Source organism: Erwinia sp. STN24 (assembly GCF_041320675.1).
In the GTDB taxonomy this organism is placed as follows: Bacteria; Pseudomonadota; Gammaproteobacteria; order Enterobacterales; family Enterobacteriaceae; genus Erwinia; species Erwinia aeris.
Genome location: NZ_JBGGPM010000005.1, coordinates 98,708 through 123,639 on the forward strand (window position 1 = coordinate 98,708; position 24,932 = coordinate 123,639).

The following is a 24,932-nucleotide window of genomic DNA, read 5'->3' on the forward strand; positions in this document are numbered from 1 at the left end:
AGCAGGTCTGTTTAAAGCGTTACGCCACCACCACCTGCGGCAGTACCGTTTCCAGCGAGGCGAAAGCCTGAACGCCCGCCGCGCCGCTGTCGGTGACCAGCAACGCGATCTGTTCAGGCCGGGCATACTGCATCCGGCTGCTCACGCCCAGCTTGCTGTGATCGGCCAGCAGGATCGATCGCGCCGCCTGATGCACCATCGCGCGCGCGATGGCCGCTTCGTAAGGATGAAAGCTGCTGGCACCGTTTTTGCTGTCGATGCCGGTCGGCGACAGCATCGCCACGTCGGCGCGGTAGCGATAAATTTCCGCCACCGTCAGCTCGCCGCGCGTTTCCTGCGCACCGGCCAGCATCGCACCACCCAGCAGAATAATGCTGTTGTTCAGCTGCTCGCCCTCTTCGGCAGCGGAAAGTTTTAGCGCCGCCTGCAGGCTGTTGGTGATGATGGTCAGACCGGACATGGTGCGCAGCTCTTCCGCCAGCATGGTGGTGGTGCTGCCAGCGTCGATAAACAGCGTCTGGCCCGGCGTTAACAGCCGCGCGGCGGCACGCGCAATAGCGCGTTTTTCTCTGGCGCGGACTTCGCTGCGCACCGTCAGCGGCGGTTCCGGCTCCGCCGTCAGCGACATCAGCCCGCCGTGTACGCGACGGGCCGCGCCCAGCGCCTCCAGCTCAATAATGTCTCTTCTGGCGGTTTCGCGTGAAACGCCTAACTCTTTGATAATGCGCTCGGTGCTGACATGACCCAGCGTAGCCAGCAGCGCGCGAATGCGATGCAGACGCGATTCCTGAAGCATGATTGCGTTCCTTAACCGGACAAGGGCACCAGCCTAACCGACAAACGATCGCCGTGCATGTGTATTTTATTGCATATGTGTATTTTGTTGCATTAAAACAAAAAAGAGTCATTATAAAAAGACGGCTGCACGCCTTCATCCTTTCGCAACGGGAGTTATCATGGCTACACGTTCGACCATCATGGATACCAACAGTTTTCGCGCAGAGCACGCCGCCGGTCTGGACGCCGACGTGCGGAAACTTACCGATAAACGCAGCCGGGTGCTGGGCGAATCCTACCGGCTGTTTTACCGCAAGCCGGTGCATCTGGTGCGGGGCGAAGGGCAATATCTATGGGATGCCGCCGGAGAAAAATATCTGGATGCCTATAACAACGTGGCGAGCATCGGCCACTGCCATCCTGCGGTCATTGATGCGGTATATCAGCAAATGCAGCAGCTTAATACCCATACTCGCTATCTGCATGAGCGCATTCTCGACTATTCGGAAGCGCTGCTGTCGACGCTGCCCGGCAAAATCGATCGGGCGATGTATATGTGCACCGGTTCGGAGGCGAACGACCTGGCTATCCGTGTGGCGCGGGCCTTCAGCGGCGGCACGGGTATTATCGTCAGCCAGGAAGCCTATCACGGCACCAGCGATCTGACCTCCGGCGTTTCGCCTGCTTTAGGCTCCGGCCAGCCGCTGGCCGCCACCACCCGCCTGGTTTCGCCGCCCGATCGCTATCGCGTCACCGCGCCGGATTTGGGCGACTGGTTCGCCAACGAAATCCAGCGGCAGATCGACGATATGGCCGCGCACGGTATTAAATTCGCCGGCTTCCTTGCCGACTCGATTTTCTCCTCCGATGGCGTGCTGCCCGGCCCGAAAGGCTTTTTGCAAAAGGCGATTGACGTGGTGCACAACAACGGCGGCATCTTTATCGCCGACGAAGTGCAGCCCGGCTTTGCCCGTACCGGTGAGGCGTTCTGGGGCTTTGCGCGGCACGGCGTCGTGCCGGATATCGTTACCACCGGCAAGCCGATGGGCAACGGCATTCCGGTATCCGGACTGCTGGCGAAAAGCGACGTATTGGCCGCTTTCAGCGACGATATTCCCTATTTCAATACGTTTGGCGGCAATCCGGTGGCGATGGCGGCGGCGCAGGCAGTGTTACAGGTGATTAAAGAAGAACAGCTGCAGGAACACAGCCGCGTCGTGGGCGAAAAACTGCTGAAAGAGTTGCTGACGCTGAAAGAGAAGTACGAATGCGTAGGCGACGTGCGCGGCGCGGGGCTGTTTATCGGCTTTGAGCTGGTCAAAGACAAGAGTAGCAAAACGCCGGACAAACAGCTGGCGCTGGATGTCACCGAAAAGCTGCGTGAAAACCGCGTGCTGACCTCGGTGGCCGGGCCTTACGGCAACGTGTTAAAGCTGCGTCCGCCTTTGGCTTTTCAGGAAAGCGATATCGACTGGCTGGTCGGCGCGCTGGATAACTCCCTGCGGGCCGTACTGCGCTAACCACAGCGGCGGCCCGCGCGCCGTCTGCTGGCCAGAAAGCTTACTCATGGACTGAACAGCTCACTCAGGCGGCAGTCAAGCTCCTTCAGGCAGCCGGAAAGCTTGCTCAGGCAGCGGCGATCTGCTGAGAAAAGTTAGCTTCCATCCGCGCCCAGGCGTCGTTCATATCGTCCGCCAGGCTGAACAGTCCGGAGGTGCCGACGATAAACACCTCGACGCCGGAAGCTGCAATCTGCCCGAAGGTGGCCGCATTGCAGGAGCCGTCGATTTCCGTGAGGTAGCGCCAGCCATGCTGTTCGCGAAGCCGGATCAGCTGACGAATTTTATCCAGCGTTTGCGGAATAAATTGCTGCCCGGCAAAGCCCGGATCCACTGACATTACCGTAACTTTATCCAGCAGATGCGCATATTCCATAATGGCTGCCGCGGGCGTGGCCGGATTAAGCACCACGCCGCAGCGTTTACCCGCTTCTTTAATCTGCATCAGCAGGCGGAATATTTTGTTATTCGCCGTTTCGGGATGAAAACTGATAATGTCCGCGCCCGCCTCCAGGCACATTGGAATAATATCTTCCGGATGATTAACCATCAGATGCACATCAATCGGCACATCGGTTATTTTGCGCAGGTTCTCGATAAAGAACGGCGACAGCGTAATATTTTTTACGTAACTGCCGTCCATAATATCGACATGATAAAAAGCGGCTTTATCATTCATTGCCTCTATTTGCTCACGGAACCGGGTTAAATCCATACACATTAAAGAAGGTGAAAATTTCGCGTTCATGGAAGTTGTCCTGTTATGCGGCCTTAATGGAACAGAGCGATAAGCTTGCCGAGGATAATGCCGATTACGCCGAAATCCGCATCGCCAAAGGTGGTGGAAGCGAAGCCAAGCTCGCCCATCAGCGGCAGCAGGATGGCCGGCAGGAAAGAGATCAGCAGGCCCTGCACGAAAGCGCCAATCATCGCGCCACGGCGGCCGCCGGTAATGTTGCCATAGACGCCGGCCGTTGCGCCGCAGAAGAAATGCGGCACCAGGCCCGGTACGATCACGCTCAGGCCGAACAGCGGGCAGAGGAACATGCTGATCAAACCGGCGGCAAAACTGCACAGAAAACCGATAATTACCGCATTGGGCGCGAAGGGGAACACCGTCGGACAGTCCAGCGCCGGTTTAGCGTCCTTCACCAGTTTGTCGGCGATGCCTTTAAAAGCCGGCACGATTTCCGCTATGACCATCCGCACGCCCGCCAGGATGATATAAACGCCTGCGGCAAAAGTAATGGACTGGATAACGGCAAAAACCAGGAAGTTCTGACCGCCGCTGACCTGGCTTTCGGTAAAGGTTTTGCCGGCCACCAGCACCAGCGCCACAAACAGGATCATCATGGTAAGCGAAATCGCCACCGATGAGTCGCGCAGGAAATTCAGCGTTTTCGGCACCTTCAGCTCTTCTGTGGAAGGACTGCCTTTGCCCACCACCTTGCCGACCAGCGCCGCCAGCAGGTAGCCGGTCGAGCCAAAGTGACCCAGCGCCAAATCATCGGAACGCGTAATCTTGCGGGTAAAGGGCTGCAGGATAGCCGGACTGATCACCATCATCGCGCCCAAAATCAGCGAGCCGGTCGCCACCAGCCAGAAACCGCTGAAGCCGCCGACCGACAGGATCACCGCCAGCATCGCAGACATATAAAGCGTATGGTGGCCGGTTAAAAAGATATATTTCAGCGGCGTAATGCGTGCCAGCAGAATATTAATCAGCATCCCAAACACCATAATCATCGCCGTAGCCGTGCCGTAGCTTTTCTGCGCCAGCGCGGCCATTGCATCGGTATTGGGCACCACGCCCTGAATATTAAAAGAGTGCTCAAACAGCTGGCTGAATATCGTCAGCGTTGTCGCAATCAGGTTAGCGCCGGCAATCAGGATTAAAAAGCCCATGATAGTTTTCAGCGTGCCGGAAATGACTTCTGAAAAAGCTTTCTTTTGCAGCAATAAGCCGATCAGGGAAAAAAGGCCGACCAAAATCGCTGGCGTTCCGAGAACGTCATTAATAATAAACTGAAGCATAAACGACTCCGTGCGTTTGAGTTGCCGCGTTTTTATAAGTGCTCGGCCAGGATCTCTTTAATTCTGGCGTTATCGAGCAGGTTGCTCAGGCCAAATACCTGCGCCTCGTGATCGGCAAGCCGATCGGCGATATCCTGGGCGCTTAAAATTAAATCTGCCGGTTCCGAGCGCGCGGTCGTTAAATCCGTATGGCTGACCTCCGCCGTCTTTCCCAGTTCCGCCAGGATTTTTTTCACGTTCATTTCGACAATAAAGCTGCTGCCCAAACCATTGCCACACACAATCAGCACTTTTTTCATGAGGTTTTCTCCAGAGAGGGATCGCTAACGGCGGCCGCAAGGGCCGACAGCGTGGTCGCCGACAGCAGCTGCTGTAGACGGAAGTCGTCGCTGAACAAACCGGCCAGTTCGCCGATCATTCTGATGTGCTCTTCGCCGGAGACGGCGCTCAGCAGGATCACCACGTATACGGGATCGTTTTCAGCACTGTCGAAGCTGACTCCCTGATTAATACGCAGCAGAGAAAGCCCGTTTTTCAGCGCACCGTCTTCGGGGCGCGCATGAGGCATGGCGAGGCCGGGCGCCAGCACGTAGTAAGGGCCAAGCTGAGCATGAGAGCGGAAAATCGCCTCCAGGTAGTCCGGTGTAATAGCCTGCTGCGCCAGCAGCGGCGCGGCAGCCTGGCGGATTGCTTCCTGCCAGTGGCCGACGCTTTCGGTCAGCTGAATATTTTCAGGTTGAAGCCAGTTCGACAGCATGTTCGCTCTCCGGTAAGGGTCTGCCTGCACTTTAGGCGGTTTTCTGTACGCTTTTCCGTGATTGTTGTCGCAAAAGTTAGCGCTAACATCAGCAATGTTAAAATATGTGTTATCGCTAACATTTCTGCTGCACACGAAGCTTGATCAATGGCGCTTTATGCCGCCTGGCCCGGAGGGAAATAAGGATGAGCGCCGCCTGCAACCTTTCTGCGCCGCCTCGCATAACAAGGTGAAGGATCGCTTTTAACGTGGCGCGACCGGGCTTTTGGTTTTAAGCTGCGTCCAGTTGAAACAGCTGGCTGCAGGAGAATGCATGGCAGAAAAACGGCGGCGCAGTACCGGGAAAAGTACGCTGGCCGATGTCGCCCGTCTGGTTGGCGTCAGTACGATGACCGCATCACGCGCGCTGCGGATGCCGGAAAAAGTCTCTTCCGATATTCGTGAAAGGATTGAGGCGGCGATAGCCGAACTGGGCTACGTACCTAACGTGCAGGCGCGCAATCTGGCGTCGGCTTCCTCAAAGCTAATCACGATGGTGGTGCCTTCTTTCGTTACGCCAGGCTGCGCGGCGGTGTCGGAAGCGTTACAGGCGATACTGCGGCCTGAGGGATACAACGTCATGCTGGCAGAGGCCAACCATTCTGCGGCGGGCGAGAACGAGCTGATAGAAATGTTGCTCTCTTACAATCCTGCGGCGATGGTGCATTTTAACTTTGATAACGTGGAGGCGGCGCATCGGCTGCTGAGCAACTCCGGCCTGCCGGTTATCGACATAGGCGGCGTGCATCATGATTCGGCGGGCATCAGCGTGGGCGTCGACTATGCCAAAGCGGTACGGCTGCTGGTACAGGCGCTGGTGGAGAAAGGGTTTCGTCATCCCGGTCTGCTCTGCACGCAAACCAGCAACACGCTGTTCAGCCAGCTGCTGAACGGCTGGCACAGCGGGATGCTGGCGCATAATTTGTCGCCGCATCGCGTCGTAACGTCGCCCTTGCCGCCCGGCTTTGCCGCTGGCCACGCGCTGCTGGCGGATATTCAGCTTACCTGGCCCGAAATCGACGTGCTGATCTGCACGGCGGAAGAGGTAGCCTGTGGTGCGATGATGGCCTGCCACGCGGCGGGGATTGCGGTGCCCAGCCAGCTGGCGATAGCCAGTATCGGCGGCGGACAGCTTTCCGCCGTCTGCTCGCCACCGCTAACCACGGTGACGCTGCCCTACAGCGAAATGGGCAAGCTGGCCGGTAAACGCCTGCTGGCTGCGCTACAGGGAGAAGATCCGCCGGTCTGGAACGAGCTGCCGGTAACGCTACAGCTTCGTGCCAGCACGGAGAAAATATAAAGCCCGGCTTGGGGTGCGGTGGAAAAGCGAAACGAACATTTTTCCTGCTCAAAATCAGGTAAAAATGCCGTGGGCGAGGCTGAAGATTAACAGCGCCAGCAGCAGCCCGCCTGACATCAGTAACGCAAACTGGAAAGCGACAACGCTTATCCCAAAGAGTATTGCGGCGCCTGCGGCGTGCCTGTTTTCTCTTAACCAAATTTGACCAACGCATCAAATCTGGTAATCTTTATGCGTAGTACTTTGGTACTGCAAAGGATGCAGCAGACTGGTTAGCCCAGACATCCCGCTACCCCAATAAGGATGGTTCCGAACCATTTTTAACAGGGTCAGGCCAGGTCCGGTAAAGGCGATTCTGAATACCAGAAGAAATTCTGGCGAAACCCACCTTAAGGTGGGTTTTGTTATTTCAGGGGTGGGGTAAAGGTTTGTTGAGAAAAGAGAGATCCCACACTGTTCCTTCAGAATCAACGAAGGGATGCCATTTTGATACCTCACCGATCTTCACTTTTGCAAAACTCCCTGTCCTGAAAAAAGTTATGTGGAAAGTTATCCTGTCTTATCAATGCCACAGACGATAGCCGCAGCCGTCGGCTCTGTTTTGTCAGGCGTAAACGGCTTAGACCATTTTGCTCTGTAGGTCATCAATAAGGTTCTGACGCCCTTCACCGGCGTGCTGTCTATAATAACCTTATAAAGATCGGGGCATTGATAACCCTTTTCCAGATCATTAATTTAACTATAATGATCCGACTGCTTACGCGGCACTCCATCGGGACGTGCTGCCAAAAAAACCAATGGAGATGATGAACATGAGTTATTCACTGCCATCCCTGCCTTACGCATACGACGCACTGGAACCGCATTTCGACAAGCAGACGATGGAGATCCATCATACTAAACATCACCAGACTTACGTGAACAACGCGAACGCCGCGCTGGAAGGCACCGAGTTCGCTGACCTGCCGGTAGAAGAGCTGATCACCAAACTGGATCAGGTGCCTGCCGATAAGAAAACCGTACTGCGTAACAACGCGGGCGGCCACGCTAACCACAGCTTTTTCTGGAAAGGTCTGAAAACCGGCACCACGCTGGGCGGCGAGCTGAAAGCGGCTATCGAAAAAGATTTCGGCAGCGTTGATGCCTTCAAAGAAGCGTTTGAAAAAGCGGCCGCTACCCGTTTCGGCTCCGGCTGGGCGTGGCTGGTTAAGAAAGACGGCAAGCTGGCTGTAGTCTCTACCGCTAACCAGGACAACCCGCTGATGGGCGAAGCGATCGCTGGCGCTTCCGGTACCCCAATCGTGGGCCTGGACGTGTGGGAACACGCTTACTACCTGAAATATCAGAACAAACGTCCTGACTACATCAAAGCGTTTTGGGAAGTGGTTAACTGGGACGTGGCGGCAGAGAATTTCGCTGCGGCTAAATAAGCCCGTTCCGGACGAAAACGACAGGCGTTTGTAGGCTAAGCGTCTGATAAATACCCTGCTGGCGCTAAGTTAGCGGGGTATTTTTTTGCCGTAAAAATCCCCCGCCAGCCTTTCTTTCCTGACTGCTTTCTAATTTTTTATTAAGAGCGGCGTTAATTTGATCCTGAAGCGCCATTATTAATCGTCCTTTTTTTGTGACCGGAACTTTTTTTAAGGAGGTTTTAATCTGCTGTTGTTAAGACGATATTAAAAATTAAGCTTTTGTAACTGGCATTCGTCCCTTATCTCGTTAAAAAAGGGACGGCTGTATGAAAATGGCTGATGCGTTGCAATATCATAATTTTTATCGGCATAAAAGCTATGCATTTACCAGATGGTACGTAAGATTAACGCCTGTTAAAATAAATGGTTGTTAAGGAATTTAATCTGTTAACACAGAAATTAGCCTATACGGAGCGTACATTCAACTGCTACAAACAATAGCTTCCTGCACCATCTCGATTTTTCATTTTTTACAGTAAGTCCGCCACTTTATAAGAACATTGTTCGGTGCCCTTTTGACAGATATAAAATAATAATATAAGTAAGGCGCTGTTATTAAAGAAGAATAAAGGTGATCTGGATTTTATCAACCGAGCATAAAGCCCTTCGCCTCATTGTGGTATCAGGCAAGTGTTTAGACACTGTTCATACTTATTATGCTAATAATTTTATTGATTTTAGGTACTTTAAACTCTGGAGGAAATATGAAATTAGTAAAATTATTGTTACTCGGTGCATGTCTGTCTTTTGGGGTATCAACCTTGTCATATGCCACGGTGTCTTCATCTCAAACGCAATATAAAGCTGGTCAGTGTGGTACTGATGGTATTTATGTCCCCGGATATGGTTGCGTTTATCCTGGCGATTCCGGATCCCGCCCCTGATAACTTAAGACACCACAAGTCCTGAAGCTATAGAGAGGCCGCGGTTATCCAAAGTTATGTAAATAATCCTGGATAACTGCGGCCATATTCAAGGCGGAATTAATACGCCTTGTTAAGTAACCAGTGGATATAGCCTGGCTGCTATTTGCCCGAAATTACTCGCCGTTTTCTGAAAAACGAACGCGCGGCTATATGAAAACCATCATTAAAATTCTTTTACTGTTAACGGTGCGTCCATACTGCGGTTGCCGCAATGACTGGCGAATGTACGCCAGCGACGGCTGATGGGGTGACCTGCGTCTGTTTCCCCGATCCTGTTGGATGCTGGCGGTCTTTTGTTTTCACCTTTTTCTTTTCTGTACTTTTCCTCGCCGTCCTGACCGAGCGAAACCCTGCTTAATCTTCTGATTACCTCTGTTCATGCTGCGTAACGGGATGCCGCTGGTTTTAACCGCTTAAATGGCTGGGCGTCTGGATGGCTAATAACATTTCGTGTTAGCTTATCTCCTTTCGTTCGTTGCCTGTCGTGATAATCCATTAAAAAATAAGGCAGCTTACCCTTCAGAGAGCGCTCGCTATGACCGCAGTGAACCATCTTGAAATGCGGCAGATCGCCATCGCTTTTGGCGGTTTTGCCGCGCTGACCGACGTCGACTTTCGTCTTGACGGCCACAGTATTCATGCGCTGACCGGCGCTAACGGCGCAGGAAAATCAACGCTGATGGCCGTGCTGTCGGGTGCCCATGAGCATTACAGCGGCGATATCCTGCTGGATGGCGAGCCGGTATCGATTCGTTCTCCGCGTGATGCAAAGAAGCTGGGCATTCATCTGGTGCAGCAGGAAGTTGATGTGGCGCTGGTTTCCACGCTCAGCGTGGCGGAAAACATCATGCTGGATCGCCTGGCCGAAGGCGGACAAATTTATCGCTGGCGTGCTATCCGTCGCCAGGCTCGCGCGCTGCTGGCACAGCTGGAGGTGGATATTGACGTCAATCGCCGCGTCGATCGCTGCACGCTGGCGGAGAAACAGCAAATCCTGCTGGCCCGTGCGCTCTCCCATCACTGCCGCTTTTTGATCCTGGATGAACCCACCGCGCCGCTGGATCGGCATGAAAGCGAACGCCTGTTTGCGGTGGTTCGCCGCCTGCAAAAAAGCGGTATCGGCGTAGTGTTTATCTCCCACCGTATCCACGAACTGCGCGCGATTTGCGATCGGCTTACGGTGCTGCGCGACGGGCGCCTGATTGAAACCGTGCCGATGAGCGCGCTGAGCGGCGAACAAATCGTGGAAAAGATGCTGGGTCACCAGCTGGCGGATATCTATCCGCCGCGTCGTCCGGCCAGCAACGGCGCAACGCTGCTGCATGTCGAGGCGCTGCACGACGACGCGCTGCTGCACAATATCTCTTTAACGCTGCGCAAGGGAGAGATCCTGGGTATCGCCGGCCTGGCGGGCGCGGGAAAAACGGAGCTGTGCAAAGCGCTGTTCGGCGCCAGCAAAAGCCGCATCGGCCGGGGCGAGCTGCATGGCAAACCGTGGCGGCCCACTTCGCCTTCCGCTGCGGTAGCGAACGGCATGGCGCTGATCCCGGAGGAGCGCCGCAAAGAGGGCATTTTTATCGACGAGTCGGTGGCAATGAACCTTAGCATCAGCGCGGACACCAGCTTTTCCCGCTGGGGGCTTTTCGGTCACCGGCAGGCCTGGCGCTGGGCCGAAGAGATTATTCAACAGCTGGGCGTGCGCACTCTCGGCCCGGAACAATCCCTGCGCCGTCTTTCCGGCGGTAATCAGCAGAAAGTGGCCATCGGCAAATGGCTGCGCAACGACGCTGACGTCCTGATTTTTGATGAGCCAACCAAGGGCGTTGATATCAAGGCCAAAACCGATCTCTTCACGCTAATCGACGCGCTGGCCCGCCAGGGAAAAGGGGTTATTTACGCCTCGGGCGAGTTTGCCGAACTGGTAGGGCTATGCGACCGCATCTGCGTGCTGTGGGACGGTAAAATCGTGGCGGAGATGGATGCGCGTCAGGCCGATGAAGAAACGCTTTTACTTTATTCCACCGGAGGAACCCCTGCGTGAGCAGCAAAGAACTTTCCCTGAAGGCGACGCCTGGGCTGCGTCACCAGCTGTTTGAATTCCTTTATAAATGGGGAATGTTGTTAACGGTGGTGGCGCTGATCGCCGCCTTCGGCCTGGCTTCGGACAGCTTTCTGGAGCCAGCCAATATCATCAATATTCTGCGCGCCATCGCCATTGTGACGGTGATTGCCGTAGGCGTCTCGATCTCGTTGACCATCGGCGGCTTCGATCTCTCCGTGGGATCTACTGCATCGTTGGCAAACTCGCTGGTGATCTCGCTGTTTGTCTGGTACGGCTTTGGCCCGACAGCCGCGATAACGCTGACGCTGCTGCTCTGCACGCTGGTCGGGCTGTTTAACGCCTTTCTGATCGTAGTGCTGAAAATTCCCGATATGCTGGCCACGCTGGCAAGCCTGTTTATCGTGCAGGGCGTGGCGATGACCTGGAGCTTCGGCGGCTCTGTCACGGAGAATATGGTGATGCCAAGCGGCGAGATGGCCGAAGGGATCGTGCCGCCGGACTTTTCGCTACTGGGCCAGGTGCCAACCATCGTTATCATTATGCTGGTGGTTACCGTGGTGGCGCAGCTTGGCCTGTCGCTGACAAAGCATGGCCGCCGCATGTATGCCATCGGCGGCAACCCGGAAGCGGCGCGGCTTTCCGGCATTCGCACGAATCGCTATCGCGTACTGGCTTACGTGCTCGCCTCGCTGCTGGCGGGACTGGGCGGCATTCTGCTGGCTTCGCGCATTGGTTCGTCGCAGGTGAATGCCGGCGGCGGCTATCTGATGGATGCCGTTGCGGCGGCGTGGATCGGCCTGTCGCTGGCCGGCTCCGGCAAGCCGAATGCGCTGGGCACGCTGCTGGGCGCGGTGATCCTCGGCGTGCTGCAAAACGGTCTGGTCATGCTTTCCGTGCCTTATTACGCCATGGATATTATCAAAGGTCTGGTGCTGGCCGCTGCGCTGGCAATCACTTACATTCAGCGCCGCCAGGCGTAGGGATAACGATGAAAAAATTAACGCTTTCACTGCTGGCCGTCAGCCTGCTGACCAGCACTACCGCCTTTGCCGATACGGTTGCGGTGCCTGCCGCTATCGCCAGCCATGACGGCCCCGTTCGTGTGGCGGTGATCCGCAATCTGGGATCTGACGACAACACCACCCAGTTTGTCGCGGGCGCTATCCAGCAGGGCCGCCAGCTGGGCTTTAAGGTCAGCGCCTTTCTGAGCAACGGCGACGACGCCCGCTTTCAGGATTTTGTGGAGCAGGCCATCAGCCAGAAGTATGACGGCATCATTCTGTCGCACGGCAAAGATCCCTACGCAACGGCGCTGGTAAAGCGTATTGCCGATGCGGGCATTAAAGTGTCGGTGTTCGACACGCCGGTTAATCAGCCGATAGCGGGCGTAACCGTGACCGCGCAGGATGACGCGTCGCTGGCGCAGCTTTCGCTCGATCGCCTGGTGAAAGACAGCGGCGGTAAAGCCAATATCGTCAAGCTGTGGGTCGCGGGCTTTCCGGCCATGGAGCGCCGTCAGGTGGTCTATGAAAAAGTGCTGAAGGCCAATCCGGGCATCCATCAGCTGGAATCTATCGGCGCGGTCTCTTCTGACGTGCAGGGCGATACCGCGAACAAGGTGGGCGCGATCCTGGCTAAATACCCTAAAGGCAAAATTGACGCGATTTGGGGAGCCTGGGACGCTTTTGCCCAGGGCGCTTATAAAGCGCTCCAGGAAAACGGCCGGACCGAGATCAAACTCTACAGCATCGATGCCTCTAACCAGGATCTCCAGCTGATGCGAGAGAAAAACAGCCCCTGGAAGCAGACGGTCGCGGTGGACAGCAAACTGATTGGCGCGGTCAATATGCGGCTGATAGCGAACAAGCTGGCAGGCGAAGCAACGCCCGCGACTTATCAGTTCAAGGCATCGGCTATCACGCAGGAGCAGCTGGCCGGACAGGCGGTGAATGTCGCCACGCTGAATAAGCTTATTCCTGGCTGGGGCGAATCAACCGATTTCGTCGCACCGTGGTTTACCACGCTGGCGGCACAGCAGACGAAAAAATAAAGGCGATAAAAGCCCGCCCGTGCGGGTTTTTTTACGATAAAAATTGCCAGGAGTTTTCCTGGTAATGACGTTAATCTCCTTTCTTTTTCTTATCTTATCTTTTTTCTCCGAAAATAAACGCCGTAAAAGCGCGCTTTTCTTTCCGCCCTGTTTTGGTATAAAGATACTCTGTTAAAATAAAGTTTCCTCTGTGATAGGCGGATGTCTTTAATTTGTTTTGTTTCAGGGTGATTATATCGCGCATATCAGGAAATTATCTTTCTTTTATATAAGGATAAGAGTGGGGGTTTATGAATAGTATTTACGCTTAATTTGTAGCGTTAAAACAATCGAATGAAACATTCTGGCCGGTAGCAAGCGGGTGGGAAGCGGTATGTGCGTCAACACATACCGCGCGTCGTTTCATTCATTTTATTTTCTGATGGAAAATGAGCAATCATGAAAACGACAAAATCGATATTATCAGGTGTCGCGGCTTCGTTCATCCTTTTGCTGCTTCCTGAGGTATCCGTGGCGTTTATGGAAAACGTCGCCGCTGGCGTGCTGGTGGAGGGCGAAATCATCGGCAGTGCCGATGGGGAAAGCACGCAGCAGGTATACGGGACCACTATGCATACCACTATCGATGCCGGAGGCGTGCAGATAATCAACGCTGGCGGCGTTACTGACAGTACCGTGGTGAACAACGGTGGGAAGTTACAAAACAACGGCGGTAAGGATAGCGCGACGACGGTAAAATCGGGCGGCGCCTTTTTGCTGGCAGGCCAGGCGAACAGCTACGCCCTGTCGAATAACGCGCTGATTGAAAGCGCTGCGCTTGTTGTTATTAATAATTATGTGCAGACGGAGGGCTGGACGATTAATGCCGGTAAGCTGGACCATATTTATATGGAAGGTTCCAGTTCGGTAATGAAAAACACCACTGTTAATGCCGGACGTTTCTGGATGGAGACCGGGAAAACGCTAAATACAACGCTAAACAGCGGCTATTTCGTCAATGTTGAAGGCAGCGATATCGATACCGTTATCAATGGCGGGACGTACTTTCTGGGCGGCACCCGGCAGGCCTACTCGGAAAATTTAACCATAAACAGCAATGGATATGGAAATCTGAACTCCGGGACTATTAATAATGCCACCATAAATGGCTCGCTGATTGTTACGCCTAATAATATCAATCCTGAAGTTTTGTCCTCATTACAGGGGAATATTACGGTAAATGACGCAGGGCGCCTTATTATCGTTACCGGCGCCGATACGGATAAGGCGAGCTATCACGTGTCCGGCTCGGTCTACCTTTCCAGCAACGCTTCCTTTAGCGGCGAGTATTATTTTGCCCTGGGCGATGTCGCCCTGGCAGGCGGCACGGTTATTTACGATCCCAAAGGCTATTCCACGCTAACCCTGAAAACGCTGTCCGGCAGCGGCACGTTTCTGATGGATACGAAAATTTCCGCCTTGCAGGGCGATTTTTTGACGGTGACGGGCCGCGCGACCGGTGATTTCGCGCTTTATGTGATCGACAACGGCGTCAGCCCAACCCACAGCGACAGCCTTCAGGTTATCCAGATTGGCGATGGCGACGCGACGTTTGCGCTGGCGAACAGCGGTGAGGTCGTGGATCTGGGCACTTATCAATATTATCTGGTTGCTGACGGCCAGGGCGGCTGGTCACTGACGCCGCATAAAGCGGAGGACGAAGACGATCCAGATCCAGATTCGGATGAGGAGGCGGAAAAACCTTCCCCGGCTGACGACGCGCAAACGGACGCGCCGACAGAGGATGAAGACGCGCCGGATAATCAGGCAGACGTTTTACCTGATAACCAGCCGGATGTGACGCCAGACGAGCAGGACGGGACGTCCGGAGAGGAGGCGGCCGTAGAGCCGTCGCCGCCCGCTGACTATGACATTACGCCTGCCGCAGCGGCGGTGCTGTCGGTAGCGACCGTCGATCCGCTGATATTCCGTCAGGAGCTGGAAACGCTCAGCGAGCGCCTTGCCAATAGCGACTCGCCTGAACATGACCATAATGTCTGGGGCACGGTGCGCAACGGTCGACTGAACGTCAGCAACGAGGCGGGCGCGGATTATCGGCTCAGCCTCAATTCGCTGACGATCGGGGCCGACCGCGCGCAACAGGCGACAAACAGCGTGGCGCTTCAGGGCGTCTTTTTCAACTATGGTCACAGCGATATGCGTTTTCGCGGCAAGGGAAGGGGCAAAGCGGATATCAATAGCTGGTCGGGCGGCTTTTACGGCGGCTGGCAGCATAATACCGGCTACTGGCTGGATGGCGTTCTCAAGCTCAACCGCTTTACGCACGAGGTGCGCGCGCGCATGACCAGCGGCGGCGCGGCCAACGGCAGCTTTAATACCACGGGCATCGGCACCGGCATCAGGGCGGGCAAACACTTTCTGGTCGGGACGGCGAAAGTGACGCCGTGGATCGGCGTAACCGGTTTTACGAGCAACAGCAGCACGCTGTCGTTGAATAACGGCATGAAGGCGCGCATCGGGCCGCAGCGATCGCTGACGGGCGCTGTCGGCGTCAGCACGGAGTATGCGATACAGGTCAGGGAAACGCTGCTGCATCCCTGGGCCAGCATCGGCCTGGAAAGGGAAACGGTGACTAAAAATCGCGTCAGGATAAACGGCGAGTCTTTCAAAAACGAGTTGAGCGGCAGCCGGGGCGTTTATCAGGCAGGGGTCAGAGCGGCGCTGTCATCAACGCTTTCGCTGCACGTTAGCGCAGGTTATATGCAGGGACGTCATATTGAATCGCCGTGGAGCGCGACGGCTGGCGTTAACTGGCGGTTTTAAGAAAGCGGGCGCGGCTGGCGCCCGCCTGAGGATTAAAAAGCGGCTTTCGCGAAGCCGGTTACCTCGGTCAGTCCCATTTCGCGGCCCAGCGCGGTCATCGGGTGCACCACGATCAGGCCGCGTACGCTTTTCTTCAGCGCGCCCATATTGGCCTGCTCTTTTTTGGTGATGGCACGGTTAAAAGGCAGCTGTTTCAGCTTCTGCGCCTCTTTGCTCAGCTTCTCTTCGCGTGCGCCGCGCAGGCGTTCCAGCTCGATAACCAGCTTCTCTTTTTCTTTCAGCAGCTCGCCGAGTTTTTCCGCATCGCCGGATTCCAGCAGCAGCGGCTCCTTACGCGTCAGGGCATCCAGCTTGTCGCTGAGCATTTTAATTTCTGCCTGGATTTGTTCTTTCATTATCATTAACCGTAGAGTGGATCATGGGGCAAGGATACACGAAAGCGCAGGGAAGAGCAGGAAGCGCGGGTTACTTTTTGAAAGCCTGACGGGTGCCGATAGGGGAAATCAGCGCCGTCAGCGACAGCACCAGCGTCGATCGTACCATCTGCTGGTAGCGCTGTTGCAGCATGGCGCGCAGTTCGGCATCGGCGCTGCTGAAATCGGGGCGGGGCGGCAGCGCGTCAACGCAGTGCAGCTCGCCAACCGGGCCAAGCAGCTCGTCGTCGGTAAAGCGGTAGTCGGTGCCGTCGTCGTTCAGCGCCTCACGCAGCGCCAGCAGCAGCTCGGCATCTTCGTACTCATGTCGGCCGATCACGCCCAGACCATACACCAGCTTCAGCCGAACCGACAGCTCGCCCAGCGGGCCGTTGCCCAACAGCAGCGGCTCTACCGCGTACTTTACGGCATAGTCATCCTTGCGGAACACCTGTACCACCAACAGATCGATCGCTTCGCCCAGCAGCTCGACGGCCGCCGCGAAAAAGCTTTTGACCGTGCGGCCGGCGTTCAGGCGTTCCAGCACCCGATTTTCAAAAGCCTGGGGTTTTTCCATCAGAGCCTGCATCATTTTATCCGTAAAACCGTACTCAACGTGGCGGGAAAAGCCGGGCCGCCTACTGGCCCGGCCTGCCGTTACGCCATCTCGTTCCAGGCCGCGACCGCCGCCTTCACCACTTCGCTTTCGGCCTCCAGGCCGGAAACCTGCGCCAGCGTGGCCTGCACGCCCTGACGGTTAATCAGCTCGGCCAGCTCCTGCGCCTGCGGATCCTGATCGCTGCGGTAGTGCAGGGCGGCGGCGATACCTTTCACCAGATTGTCGTGCGGCAGCTGATACTCCAGCGTGCCCAGCGTCGGCTTGATCAGGCGATCGCCCGCGCTCAGCTTGCGCAGCGGCTGACGTCCCACTCGCTCCACATCATCCTGCAAATAAGGATTCTCGAAACGGCCTAAAATTTTCTGGATATAGGCGGCATGTTTCGCCGCTTCAAAGCCGTAGCGCTTAATCAGTACCGCGCCGCTCTCTTCCATCGCGCCCTGAACGATGGCGCGCACCTTCTTGTCCAGAATGGCATCGCGAATGGTTGCGTGGCCTGCCAGCTGGCCCAGATAGGCGGTAATCGCATGGCCGGTATTCAGCGTGAAAAGCTTACGCTCGACAAATGCCATCAGGTTATCGGTCAGCTCCATGCCTGCAATGGCAGGCGGTTCGCCTTTAAACTGGGTTTTATCGACGATCCATTCGCTGAAGGTTTCTACCGTGACTTCCAGCGGATCGGTGGTGCCGGCGGCGGACGGTGGGACGATACGATCCACGGCCGAGTCGACAAAGCCGACGTTCGCTTCCACCCAGGCGTGATGCTGTTCCGGCAGCGCTTTCAGCACGTGGTCTTTCAGCTGGCTGGTGCCGCGCACCATATTTTCACAGGCGATAATATTCAGCGGGCGCGCGTTGCCGCTTTCATGACGCTGCACCAGCCCTTTGGCGACGCCGCCCGCGATGCGTTCCAGAATTTGCGGGCCGACCGCCGTGGTCAGCAGATCCACTTCCGCAATCAGCGGAATAATCTCGTCGCTGGCGCTGTTGACCGCGTTGACGCCCTTAACGATTTCTACCTGCGCCTGCTCGCCTACCACGTGCACCGGGTATTCGTGACGGGCGTTCAGCGCATCCAGCACCACCTGGTTAACGTCGGCAAAAGTGAGCTGTACGCCCGCGTCTGCCAGCAGCTTGCCGATAAAACCACGACCGATATTACCGGCGCCAAAATGAAGAGCTTTCATAATTTTTCCCATATTAATGAAAGGCCGGACAGGCCCGACCCGAAAAAGAGCCGGGCATGCCCGGCCCTGGGGTAATATCCGGTGCGCTTACGCTGACGGCTTGCCTGACAGCAGATCCAGCACTTCCTGCACGTCATTGGTCGTCGCCAGGCGGGCGATGACGCTGTCGTCATCCAGCGCGTTGGTCAGGCTGGTAATCACCTGAATATGCTCATTATTACGGGCCGCGATGCCGATAACCAGCTTAGCGATATCCTCTTCGTCCTCGCCGAAGCGCACGCCCTGCGGATACTGGCAGAACACGATGCCCGTTTTCAGCACGCGATCTTTCGCTTCGATGGTGCCGTGCGGCACGGCGATGGATTCGCCCAGATAGGTTGGCGTGAGCTTCTCGCGATCCAGCATCGCATCGACATATTCCGGCTCCACGTAGCCGCCCTTCACCAGCTGCTCGCCCGCAAAGCGGATCGCCTGCTCTTTATCGGTAGCGTGATTGCCGAGGAAGATGTTGCCTGCGCCCAATTTGAAAAGATGCTGCTCGCCGTCGTCGTAGCTGTCGCTCAGCGCGGCGGTCACTTTTTCACGGTGGCCCTCGCTGCGGTTTGCCTGCACCAGACGCGAAGTCAGGTCGGTATACAGGCCGCTGTCCAGGAAGTTGGTCAGCGAGATATGCTGCGCGTGCGGTGCCTGACGTATCGCGCGCTCGGTCAGATCGCGGTGGGTAATCACCAGATCCACATCGCCCGGCAGGTTGTTGATAGCGGTATTGGTCACGGAAATATTGCTCAGTCCGGCATCGTTAACCTTTTTACGCAGCACGCCTGCGCCCATGGCGCTGGAGCCCATACCGGCATCGCAGGCAACAATGATTTTACGCACGTGGCTCAGGTCGCCGTTCATGGCATCGGTGGCCGTGGCGGTGGACACGGTCTGGCCTTTGGACTGCGCCTTCATTTCAGTGACGCGACGCGCTGCCGCTTCAATATCATCCTCTTCCTTCACCTTGCTGGTTTTCAGCAGGATAGCGGAAACCACGAAAGAGACGGCAAAAGCCGCTACGATCGCAGCAATGTTCGCAAAGTACGCGCCTTTTGGCGTCATCGCCAGCACCGCCAGGATAGAACCCGGAGAGGCCGGAGAAACCAGGCCGCCGTTCAGCAGCGTCAGCGTAAAGACGCCGGTCATGCCGCCCAGGATTACGGCGATAATCAGGCGCGGGTTCATCAGCACATAAGGGAAGTAGATTTCGTGGATACCGCCCAGGAAGTGGATGATAGCCGCGCCGCCAGCGGACTGTTTAGCATTGCCGCGACCGAAGAACATATAGGCCATCAGCACGCCCATGCCGGGGCCTGGGTTAGCTTCAATCAGGAAGAAGATAGATTTGCCGGCTTCGCTGGCCTGCTGAATGCCCAGCGGCGAGAAGATGCCGTGGTTGATAGCATTGTTCAGGAACAGGATTTTCGCTGGTTCAACAAAGATGGAAGTCAGCGGCAGCAGGTTATTCTGCACCATCAGATTCACGCCAGCGGCGAGAATATGCGACAGGCCTTGCACCAGCGGGCCGATAGCCAGGAAGGCCAGGATCGCCAGCAGCATCCCGATAATACCGGCAGAGAAGTTGTTGACCAGCATCTCGAAGCCGCTTTTGATTTTGCCGTCAACGATGCGGTCGAACTTCTTGATCGCCCAGCCGCCCAGCGGCCCGGCAATCATGGAGCCGAGGAACATCGGCATATCCGCGCCGACGATCACGCCCATGGTGGTGATGGCACCTACTACGCCGCCGCGATCGCCGCCGACCAGGCGTCCGCCCGTGTAGCCAATCAGCAGCGGCAGCAGGTAAGTGATCATTGGGCCAACCAGCTTGGCCATGGTTTCGTTTGGCAGCCAGCCGGTTGGAATAAACAGCGCCGTGATAATACCCCAGGCGATAAAGGCGCCGATGTTTGGCATTACCATATTGCTCAGAAAGCGACCAAAGTTCTGCACTTTAATCTTGATATCTGATGAGGACATACAAGCACACCCCTTATTGGTACGCGCCGACAAGAGAGCGCGCTGATTTTTGTTTAAAACGTTGCCCTGTGCAGGCGGACTCTAGCACGCGTCCGCAGCGCTGCGTAGCCACCGGGTAAAGTGTGATCTCTATCACCACATAGCACGGTGAACAGGGGGTTTTTACGTGAAGCCGATCACATAAAGGACAAAAAACAGGCTGATGCTGTTTATTAAATGGGCTTGCCTGGGAGTGTTATGTGATTGATATCACACTTTGTTTTCGGGACTTTATGCCTGATACGTGATGTGGTTCACAATTTATTTACAGCGGCTGGGCAACCGCTAATATTGTCTGTGGCTGAAAAGATTTGATGAGCCGAAATGGTCTGTGGCTGATACGGGCTGTTGAGCCGAAATGGTCTGTGGCTGAGAAGGGCTGTTGAGCGGAAGAAGAGGCGGGCCGTTTAAAGCGAGCGGCCCGCAGCAAAATGTTACTGGCCCTGCAGCGCGATTTGCGCCTGACCAAGCGCATGCGCATTGGCAGAAATATTGCTCATCAGCGTGTTGTACTGGGTCGCCTGTTGCTGGGTCGGGAACTGTATGGTCTGACCGTTAAAGGTCACCTGCGAACCCTGCTGCTGCAGGAAATCGCCCGTCTGCACCGCGTCCTGGCTTAGCTTCTGTAATGCAGGCAGCAGCGGCAGCAGCGTATCGGCTGGCTGCGTGACGACCTTGTTATAAAGGTTGTCATACACCGTTTTCAGCTCCGCTGGCTGTTTCAGCCCGGCTTTGCTGCTGTCGGCCTGCGTTTTCGCCGTCTGGATCTGTTGTGCCAGCACCTCCAGCGAACCGCTGGCCTGACGCAGAGAATCGCGACGGGTCAGGTAGTCCTGCGGCGCACGGATAGCAGACAATTCATCCACTACCGGCTTCAGACCGTTATCCACCGCGCGGTTAACCTGCTGGGAGAAGCCATAAACAATAGCGTAGTCGCTGGCGTAATTACCGACACGCTGTTTCTGATCTTCACTAAGGGCGGGCAAATGTTCGCCGCTGCGCATCGCCGTATTTTGCAGAAAATCGATAAAGGCTTTGCGCTGATCCGCTTCTTTATCGCCACAACCCGTTAGCTGAAACACCAGCATCAGCGCCATAAAAGGCGCCAGCAGACGCGTCCAGCCGCGAATGGTTCCTGTCGTCATCGGAAGTAACTCCTGTAATAGAAATGCTACAAGCAAAAGGCGACCTGTGTCGCCTCTGAAGAATAGTTCAACTCGACTGACGAGGATACGGAAATCGGTTGCTTATACGTGAAGAAAATTTAATTTTCGGTTGGAAAGCACTCAGATTTCTGCCTGTGCGGTCGCTTTTCCACAGGTTGTGTAGCCTTGTCGCTTATGTCTTCTTACATGCGGGAAGGCCAGCCTGATTTTGCCTGACTTCATGAAGAGGACGGGCTGCCTTTTTCACAAATTTTGTGGGGTTCGCGCCAGCAATGTTGGGCCTGGATTACGGCATCCGAATAAATCCATAGCCTGTGTATCTCTCTTTTCTCTGCTCGAGCTGCCGGGCGTTTCTGGGCCCCGAAAAAATAATCCTGTGATCCTGTATAGCCTTTCATATGCCAAATATAACGCTCCCAGCAGCGTTATTCCTCCTATACCGGTTTGTTGATCTTTCCTGTAATCGCTAATTTGTAAACGGCATAGGCACAGAAATCCTACCTGCCAGCGGGAATAGACCCGTTTTATGCAGAAGCAAATTTTCAGCTTCTGGTTAAGCGCCGTAGCTTTGTGCCTGACATTACCGCTGTGGTATACATTTCTGGCACTGATAACAAGGAATCGTTATGGATAACTATCTGGATAAGAATCGCTTTAAAAAAGTTTACCGCATACAGGCAATGGGTAAGGCGGATGCGCTCAGAGACATGGCCAGACAGGCTGGAATACGGCATATCAAAAGCCTGATATTGCGCGAAAATTTTAATCGTGAAATGGGCAGTTTTATAGAAGAACAGCTGAAATCGATTAACAGAGCCAGTAGTGAACGAGAATGCAAGTTCTTCCTGGATAATCTGCATCAGGAAAAAGCGTTTATTAGTGAGCAGAGCCTTTCTCTTAATATTAAAAAGGCCAGGGTTGTGGTGTCAGCAGAGCTGACCAATACTCTCGGAATATGGGGGTATTTTATTAACGGTGTGGGTGTGATTATAGGGACCGGACAAATAGTGGCCGGAGCAGGTATAGTGGTGACTTCTATACTCACCGGTAATGTAATAGGTGTTATTGCAGGAGCAACTATAGTTTTGCATGGAGCAAATAATGTATACGAAAGTTTTCAAAATATAAAAATTAATCAGAATGATACACAAGGATTCTTGCGTAGTGGTTATGTGAAAACTGCCAAATTCCTCGGTTTCAGCGCGACTACAGGCCGTGTAGCATATAGTGTGGCTGACATATCTCTTTCAGGATATGGTTTAGCAAGAATGATTCTTAAACCAGATTCCTGGCGACTTTACCGTTATCTGCCATCAGATTTTATCAGAAATGTAAAAGTTGTTGGAGCGCCTTCATTAGCTTTGGAGGCGCTGGGAGATAACATTACTCTTAAAAGCATTTACGACCAACGCTAAGAATTATATTAACTTATAATAAATTATCTTGGCTCCCAATTTTACGGGGGCCATAAAATAAAAAACCACAAGGACAATAAAGTAAACAAAAAGGTAAGAGTAAAAGCTACCATTATCAGACCTGATAAACTCAACAACACCAATAGCTGTAATAATAAAGACCATGAGTAAGACAACTTTAAAAACTCTGAGCAGGCGCCTTAAGGTTTCATGTATTGTCCAGCCCTCACCTTCTGACATACGTTCAACGTAAATCCTTTCCTTTTCGCTAAGTTTGCTTAAATCCACATTATCCATCGCACCTTTCCTTTATTTGCAAATCCATTATGAGCAATTTTAACCCGAATCTATTATGCAATATAGTATTTTGTGGGCTGGAAAACCTTCGGGAGGCATATTATAGCCACCCGAAAGATTTTAAGAGAAAAGCAGAATTATGAACGGGCCGCTTTCTGAAAAAGGTGATCTACATGGCCTTTGCTTTTTCGCATTTAGCTACCAGCTTTTCGAAAAAAGGCGGCCAGTTCCGGCACCAGGATGACTGGATCATTTCTGGCACTGATATATCCCGCCTGTACGCCGATCTGCTGCTTGCCCATCTGCCGGCCATGCCGGTTGCAGTACGGGCAATCCGAAACTGTGGCTGCTCAAAGGCAGAGCATAAGCCTCAAAATACCAGCGCCTGGCCGTCCTTGCGGCTTTCGGTGGCGGCTATCCAGAATCCCTGCGGATCGCGAACTATCGCCTGCGCGCCGCCGAAGCTGTAGGTCTGCAGCGGATCTTCCACCACGATGTGATGGCCCATCGCTCGTAAGGCGGCAATGACGTTGCGATCTAACGCCGGTTCGACAATCACTTCCCGGCCCGTCACCACGCGCCAGCGCGGCGCGTCAATGGCCGCCTGAGGATTCTGCTTATGCAGCATAATGCGCAGCGCCATTTGTAAATGCCCCTGCGCCTGCATCGGGCCGCCCATTACGCCAAACGACATCAGCGGCTGGCCGTCGCCGTCAAGCGCGAAGGCAGGGATGATGGTATGGAAAGCGCGCTTGCCGGCCGCCACCACGTTGGGATGCGTTTCCTCCAGCACAAAGCCTGCGCCGCGATTTTGCAGGCTGATGCCGGTATCGGGCACCACGACACCGGAGCCGAAGCCCATATAATTTGACTGAATAAACGACACCATCATGCCGTTAGCATCGGCGGTAGAAAGGTAAACCGTTCCGCTCTGCTTCGGCGCGCCAAAGGTAAAATCGCCGGCCTGATGGGGATCGATCAGCGCGGCGCGTTCCCGCAGATAGTCGTCGCTCAGCAGCAGTTCAGCAGGAAACTCCATATGCTCTTCGTCGGCGATATAACGTTCCAGATCCACCAGCGCCAGCTTCATCGCTTCAATAGAGAGATGCAGCCACTGCGCCGAATCCGGCTCGTAACGCTCAATATCCCACTGTTCCAGAATGCCCAACGCCATCAGCGTGGCGATGCCCTGACCGTTCGGTGGCAGCTCCTGCACCGAACCGCCGGCAAAAGGGCGGGAAAGCATCGTCACCCAGTCGGCGCGGTGGTTGTGCAAATCTTCCAGCGTCAGCGCCGCGCCGTGCTCTTTGGCGAAAGCGGCGATTTTTTCCGCCAGCTCGCCGCGGTAGAAAGCTTCGCCGTTGGTGGCGGCGATTTTCTCCAGGGTTTCCGCCTGGCGAGGATTGCGGAACAGCTCGCCGACGCGCGGCGGACGGCCTTCGGGCGCAAAGCAGGCGCTAAAGCCTGGCTGATCGCGCAGCTTCTGGTAGCCGCGTTCCCACAGGTGCCCTATCAGCGGCGACACCGGAAAGCCGTTACGCGCATAGTCGATGGCCGGCTGGGCCAGCGTGGTTAACGGCAGCGTACCGAAACGCTCCGCCAGCTCAACCCAGGCGGACACCGCGCCCGGCACGGTTACCGAATCCCAGCCAATCTCCGGCATCGCCTGCAAATGGGCGAAGGTTTCGCGTGACCAGGCGGCGGGTGCGCGGCCTGAAGCATTCAGCGCATGAAGTTGGTTGCCGTCCCAGACGATAGCAAAGGCATCGCTGCCAATGCCGTTGCCGGTCGGCTCCACCACGGTCAGGGCGATAGCTGTCGCAATCGCCGCGTCCACCGCATTACCGCCCAGCTGGAGCATTTTGATCCCGGCCTGTGCCGCCAGCGGCTGCGAGGCGGCGACGGCGTTGCGGCCCATCATCGGCACGCGATAAGACGGATAGCCCACGTTAAAATCACTGATTCCACTCATAGCGGT

Annotated in this window: 20 protein-coding genes; 8 read left to right on the forward strand and 12 right to left on the reverse strand. The window is 55.1% G+C overall.

Annotation, left to right across the window (positions count from 1 at the left end):
- Positions 1-19 precede the first annotated feature (19 nt).
- Entirely contained in the window at positions 20-796 is a 777-nt protein-coding gene (locus ACA373_RS17060; RefSeq protein WP_370734861.1) for a DeoR/GlpR family DNA-binding transcription regulator, read from the reverse strand.
- 160 nt (positions 797-956) lie between these two features.
- Here ACA373_RS17060 and ACA373_RS17065 point away from each other — a divergent pair, with 160 nt between their 5' ends.
- Positions 957-2,297 carry an aspartate aminotransferase family protein gene (locus ACA373_RS17065; protein WP_370734862.1) on the forward strand — a complete coding sequence of 447 codons (1,341 nt, stop codon included), beginning with the start codon at positions 957-959 and terminating at the stop codon, positions 2,295-2,297.
- Between the two features lie 106 nt (positions 2,298-2,403).
- Here ACA373_RS17065 and alsE read toward each other — a convergent pair whose 3' ends face one another.
- Genes alsE through ACA373_RS17085 form a run of 4 tightly spaced genes read right to left on the reverse strand, consistent with a single transcriptional unit; the run spans position 2,404 to position 5,127 of the window.
- Complete coding sequence (gene alsE, locus ACA373_RS17070; RefSeq protein ID WP_253456703.1) at positions 2,404-3,084, reverse strand: D-allulose 6-phosphate 3-epimerase; 681 nt, start codon at positions 3,082-3,084, stop codon at positions 2,404-2,406.
- A gap of 23 nt (positions 3,085-3,107) precedes the next feature.
- Positions 3,108-4,370, reverse strand: coding sequence for a PTS ascorbate transporter subunit IIC (locus ACA373_RS17075; protein WP_253456701.1), 1,263 nt, complete (start codon positions 4,368-4,370; stop codon positions 3,108-3,110).
- 32 nt (positions 4,371-4,402) lie between these two features.
- Positions 4,403-4,669 (reverse strand): PTS sugar transporter subunit IIB, encoded by a 267-nt coding sequence (locus tag ACA373_RS17080; protein ID WP_253456698.1) that lies wholly within the window; start codon positions 4,667-4,669, stop codon positions 4,403-4,405.
- Positions 4,666-5,127: a PTS sugar transporter subunit IIA gene (locus ACA373_RS17085; protein ID WP_370734863.1), complete on the reverse strand. Its 462-nt coding sequence runs from the start codon at positions 5,125-5,127 to the stop codon at positions 4,666-4,668. The genes ACA373_RS17080 and ACA373_RS17085 overlap by 4 nt, the downstream gene beginning before the upstream one ends.
- 313 nt (positions 5,128-5,440) lie before the next feature.
- On the opposite strand from ACA373_RS17085, the gene ACA373_RS17090 reads away from it, so the two are divergent.
- The 6 genes from ACA373_RS17090 (at position 5,441) to ACA373_RS17115 (ending at position 15,799) form a co-directional block, all read left to right on the forward strand.
- Positions 5,441-6,466 carry a LacI family DNA-binding transcriptional regulator gene (locus ACA373_RS17090; protein WP_301730578.1) on the forward strand — a complete coding sequence of 342 codons (1,026 nt, stop codon included), beginning with the start codon at positions 5,441-5,443 and terminating at the stop codon, positions 6,464-6,466.
- An 812-nt stretch (positions 6,467-7,278) separates the two neighbouring features.
- Positions 7,279-7,896: a superoxide dismutase [Mn] gene (gene sodA, locus ACA373_RS17095; protein ID WP_253456685.1), complete on the forward strand. Its 618-nt coding sequence runs from the start codon at positions 7,279-7,281 to the stop codon at positions 7,894-7,896.
- Positions 7,897-9,399: 1,503 nt separating this feature from the next.
- Positions 9,400-10,905 (forward strand): sugar ABC transporter ATP-binding protein, encoded by a 1,506-nt coding sequence (locus ACA373_RS17100; RefSeq protein ID WP_301730580.1) that lies wholly within the window; start codon positions 9,400-9,402, stop codon positions 10,903-10,905.
- Positions 10,902-11,906: an ABC transporter permease gene (locus tag ACA373_RS17105; RefSeq protein ID WP_253456679.1), complete on the forward strand. Its 1,005-nt coding sequence runs from the start codon at positions 10,902-10,904 to the stop codon at positions 11,904-11,906. The genes ACA373_RS17100 and ACA373_RS17105 overlap by 4 nt, the downstream gene beginning before the upstream one ends.
- 8 nt (positions 11,907-11,914) lie before the next feature.
- Positions 11,915-12,976, forward strand: a complete 1,062-nt coding sequence (locus ACA373_RS17110) for a sugar ABC transporter substrate-binding protein (RefSeq protein ID WP_370734864.1) — start codon at positions 11,915-11,917, stop codon at positions 12,974-12,976.
- Between the two features lie 438 nt (positions 12,977-13,414).
- The gene (locus ACA373_RS17115) at positions 13,415-15,799 is read left to right on the forward strand and encodes an autotransporter outer membrane beta-barrel domain-containing protein (protein ID WP_370734865.1); all 2,385 of its coding nucleotides are present in this window, start codon (positions 13,415-13,417) and stop codon (positions 15,797-15,799) included.
- Positions 15,800-15,831: 32 nt separating this feature from the next.
- Here ACA373_RS17115 and ACA373_RS17120 read toward each other — a convergent pair whose 3' ends face one another.
- From ACA373_RS17120 to ACA373_RS17140, 5 genes are all read right to left on the reverse strand, one after another.
- Complete coding sequence (locus tag ACA373_RS17120) at positions 15,832-16,194, reverse strand: YibL family ribosome-associated protein (RefSeq protein ID WP_253456670.1); 363 nt, start codon at positions 16,192-16,194, stop codon at positions 15,832-15,834.
- Positions 16,195-16,264: 70 nt separating this feature from the next.
- On the reverse strand, positions 16,265-16,804 hold the full coding sequence (locus ACA373_RS17125; protein WP_253456667.1) for an MltR family transcriptional regulator: 540 nt from the start codon (positions 16,802-16,804) through the stop codon (positions 16,265-16,267).
- A 65-nt stretch (positions 16,805-16,869) separates the two neighbouring features.
- Entirely contained in the window at positions 16,870-18,018 is a 1,149-nt protein-coding gene (gene mtlD / locus ACA373_RS17130; RefSeq protein ID WP_370734866.1) for a mannitol-1-phosphate 5-dehydrogenase, read from the reverse strand.
- An 87-nt stretch (positions 18,019-18,105) separates the two neighbouring features.
- Positions 18,106-20,037: a PTS mannitol transporter subunit IICBA gene (locus ACA373_RS17135; protein ID WP_253456662.1), complete on the reverse strand. Its 1,932-nt coding sequence runs from the start codon at positions 20,035-20,037 to the stop codon at positions 18,106-18,108.
- A 473-nt stretch (positions 20,038-20,510) separates the two neighbouring features.
- Positions 20,511-21,221 (reverse strand): DUF3053 domain-containing protein, encoded by a 711-nt coding sequence (locus ACA373_RS17140; protein WP_253456659.1) that lies wholly within the window; start codon positions 21,219-21,221, stop codon positions 20,511-20,513.
- 647 nt (positions 21,222-21,868) lie between these two features.
- Between ACA373_RS17140 and ACA373_RS17145 the strand changes: the two genes are divergently transcribed.
- Positions 21,869-22,657 carry a DUF4225 domain-containing protein gene (locus tag ACA373_RS17145; RefSeq protein ID WP_370734867.1) on the forward strand — a complete coding sequence of 263 codons (789 nt, stop codon included), beginning with the start codon at positions 21,869-21,871 and terminating at the stop codon, positions 22,655-22,657.
- Positions 22,658-22,660: 3 nt separating this feature from the next.
- On the opposite strand, the gene ACA373_RS17150 is transcribed toward ACA373_RS17145, so the two are convergent.
- Together ACA373_RS17150 and ACA373_RS17155 are read right to left on the reverse strand one after the other, a co-directional pair.
- Complete coding sequence (locus tag ACA373_RS17150) at positions 22,661-22,954, reverse strand: hypothetical protein (RefSeq protein ID WP_253456654.1); 294 nt, start codon at positions 22,952-22,954, stop codon at positions 22,661-22,663.
- Positions 22,955-23,324: 370 nt separating this feature from the next.
- Positions 23,325-24,926, reverse strand: coding sequence for a gamma-glutamyltransferase family protein (locus ACA373_RS17155; RefSeq protein ID WP_370734868.1), 1,602 nt, complete (start codon positions 24,924-24,926; stop codon positions 23,325-23,327).
- Positions 24,927-24,932: the final 6 nt, after the last annotated feature.

Bases quoted from the DNA above. Each gene is read 5' to 3' on its own strand.
- ACA373_RS17075 (WP_253456701.1), bottom strand. From the start codon at position 4,370: ATGCTTCAGTTTATTATTAATGACGTTCTCGGAACGCCAGCGATTTTG.
- alsE (WP_253456703.1), bottom strand. From the start codon at position 3,084: ATGAACGCGAAATTTTCACCTTCTTTAATGTGTATGGATTTAACCCGG.
- ACA373_RS17065 (WP_370734862.1), top strand. From the start codon at position 957: ATGGCTACACGTTCGACCATCATGGATACCAACAGTTTTCGCGCAGAG.
- ACA373_RS17135 (WP_253456662.1), bottom strand. From the start codon at position 20,037: ATGTCCTCATCAGATATCAAGATTAAAGTGCAGAACTTTGGTCGCTTT.
- mtlD (WP_370734866.1), bottom strand. From the start codon at position 18,018: ATGAAAGCTCTTCATTTTGGCGCCGGTAATATCGGTCGTGGTTTTATC.
- ACA373_RS17100 (WP_301730580.1), top strand. From the start codon at position 9,400: ATGACCGCAGTGAACCATCTTGAAATGCGGCAGATCGCCATCGCTTTT.
- ACA373_RS17090 (WP_301730578.1), top strand. From the start codon at position 5,441: ATGGCAGAAAAACGGCGGCGCAGTACCGGGAAAAGTACGCTGGCCGAT.
- ACA373_RS17110 (WP_370734864.1), top strand. From the start codon at position 11,915: ATGAAAAAATTAACGCTTTCACTGCTGGCCGTCAGCCTGCTGACCAGC.
- ACA373_RS17125 (WP_253456667.1), bottom strand. From the start codon at position 16,804: ATGATGCAGGCTCTGATGGAAAAACCCCAGGCTTTTGAAAATCGGGTG.
- sodA (WP_253456685.1), top strand. From the start codon at position 7,279: ATGAGTTATTCACTGCCATCCCTGCCTTACGCATACGACGCACTGGAA.
- ACA373_RS17150 (WP_253456654.1), bottom strand. From the start codon at position 22,954: ATGGATAATGTGGATTTAAGCAAACTTAGCGAAAAGGAAAGGATTTAC.
- ACA373_RS17145 (WP_370734867.1), top strand. From the start codon at position 21,869: ATGGATAACTATCTGGATAAGAATCGCTTTAAAAAAGTTTACCGCATA.
- ACA373_RS17155 (WP_370734868.1), bottom strand. From the start codon at position 24,926: ATGAGTGGAATCAGTGATTTTAACGTGGGCTATCCGTCTTATCGCGTG.
- ACA373_RS17140 (WP_253456659.1), bottom strand. From the start codon at position 21,221: ATGACGACAGGAACCATTCGCGGCTGGACGCGTCTGCTGGCGCCTTTT.
- ACA373_RS17060 (WP_370734861.1), bottom strand. From the start codon at position 796: ATGCTTCAGGAATCGCGTCTGCATCGCATTCGCGCGCTGCTGGCTACG.
- ACA373_RS17115 (WP_370734865.1), top strand. From the start codon at position 13,415: ATGAAAACGACAAAATCGATATTATCAGGTGTCGCGGCTTCGTTCATC.
- ACA373_RS17080 (WP_253456698.1), bottom strand. From the start codon at position 4,669: ATGAAAAAAGTGCTGATTGTGTGTGGCAATGGTTTGGGCAGCAGCTTT.
- ACA373_RS17085 (WP_370734863.1), bottom strand. From the start codon at position 5,127: ATGCTGTCGAACTGGCTTCAACCTGAAAATATTCAGCTGACCGAAAGC.
- ACA373_RS17120 (WP_253456670.1), bottom strand. From the start codon at position 16,194: ATGAAAGAACAAATCCAGGCAGAAATTAAAATGCTCAGCGACAAGCTG.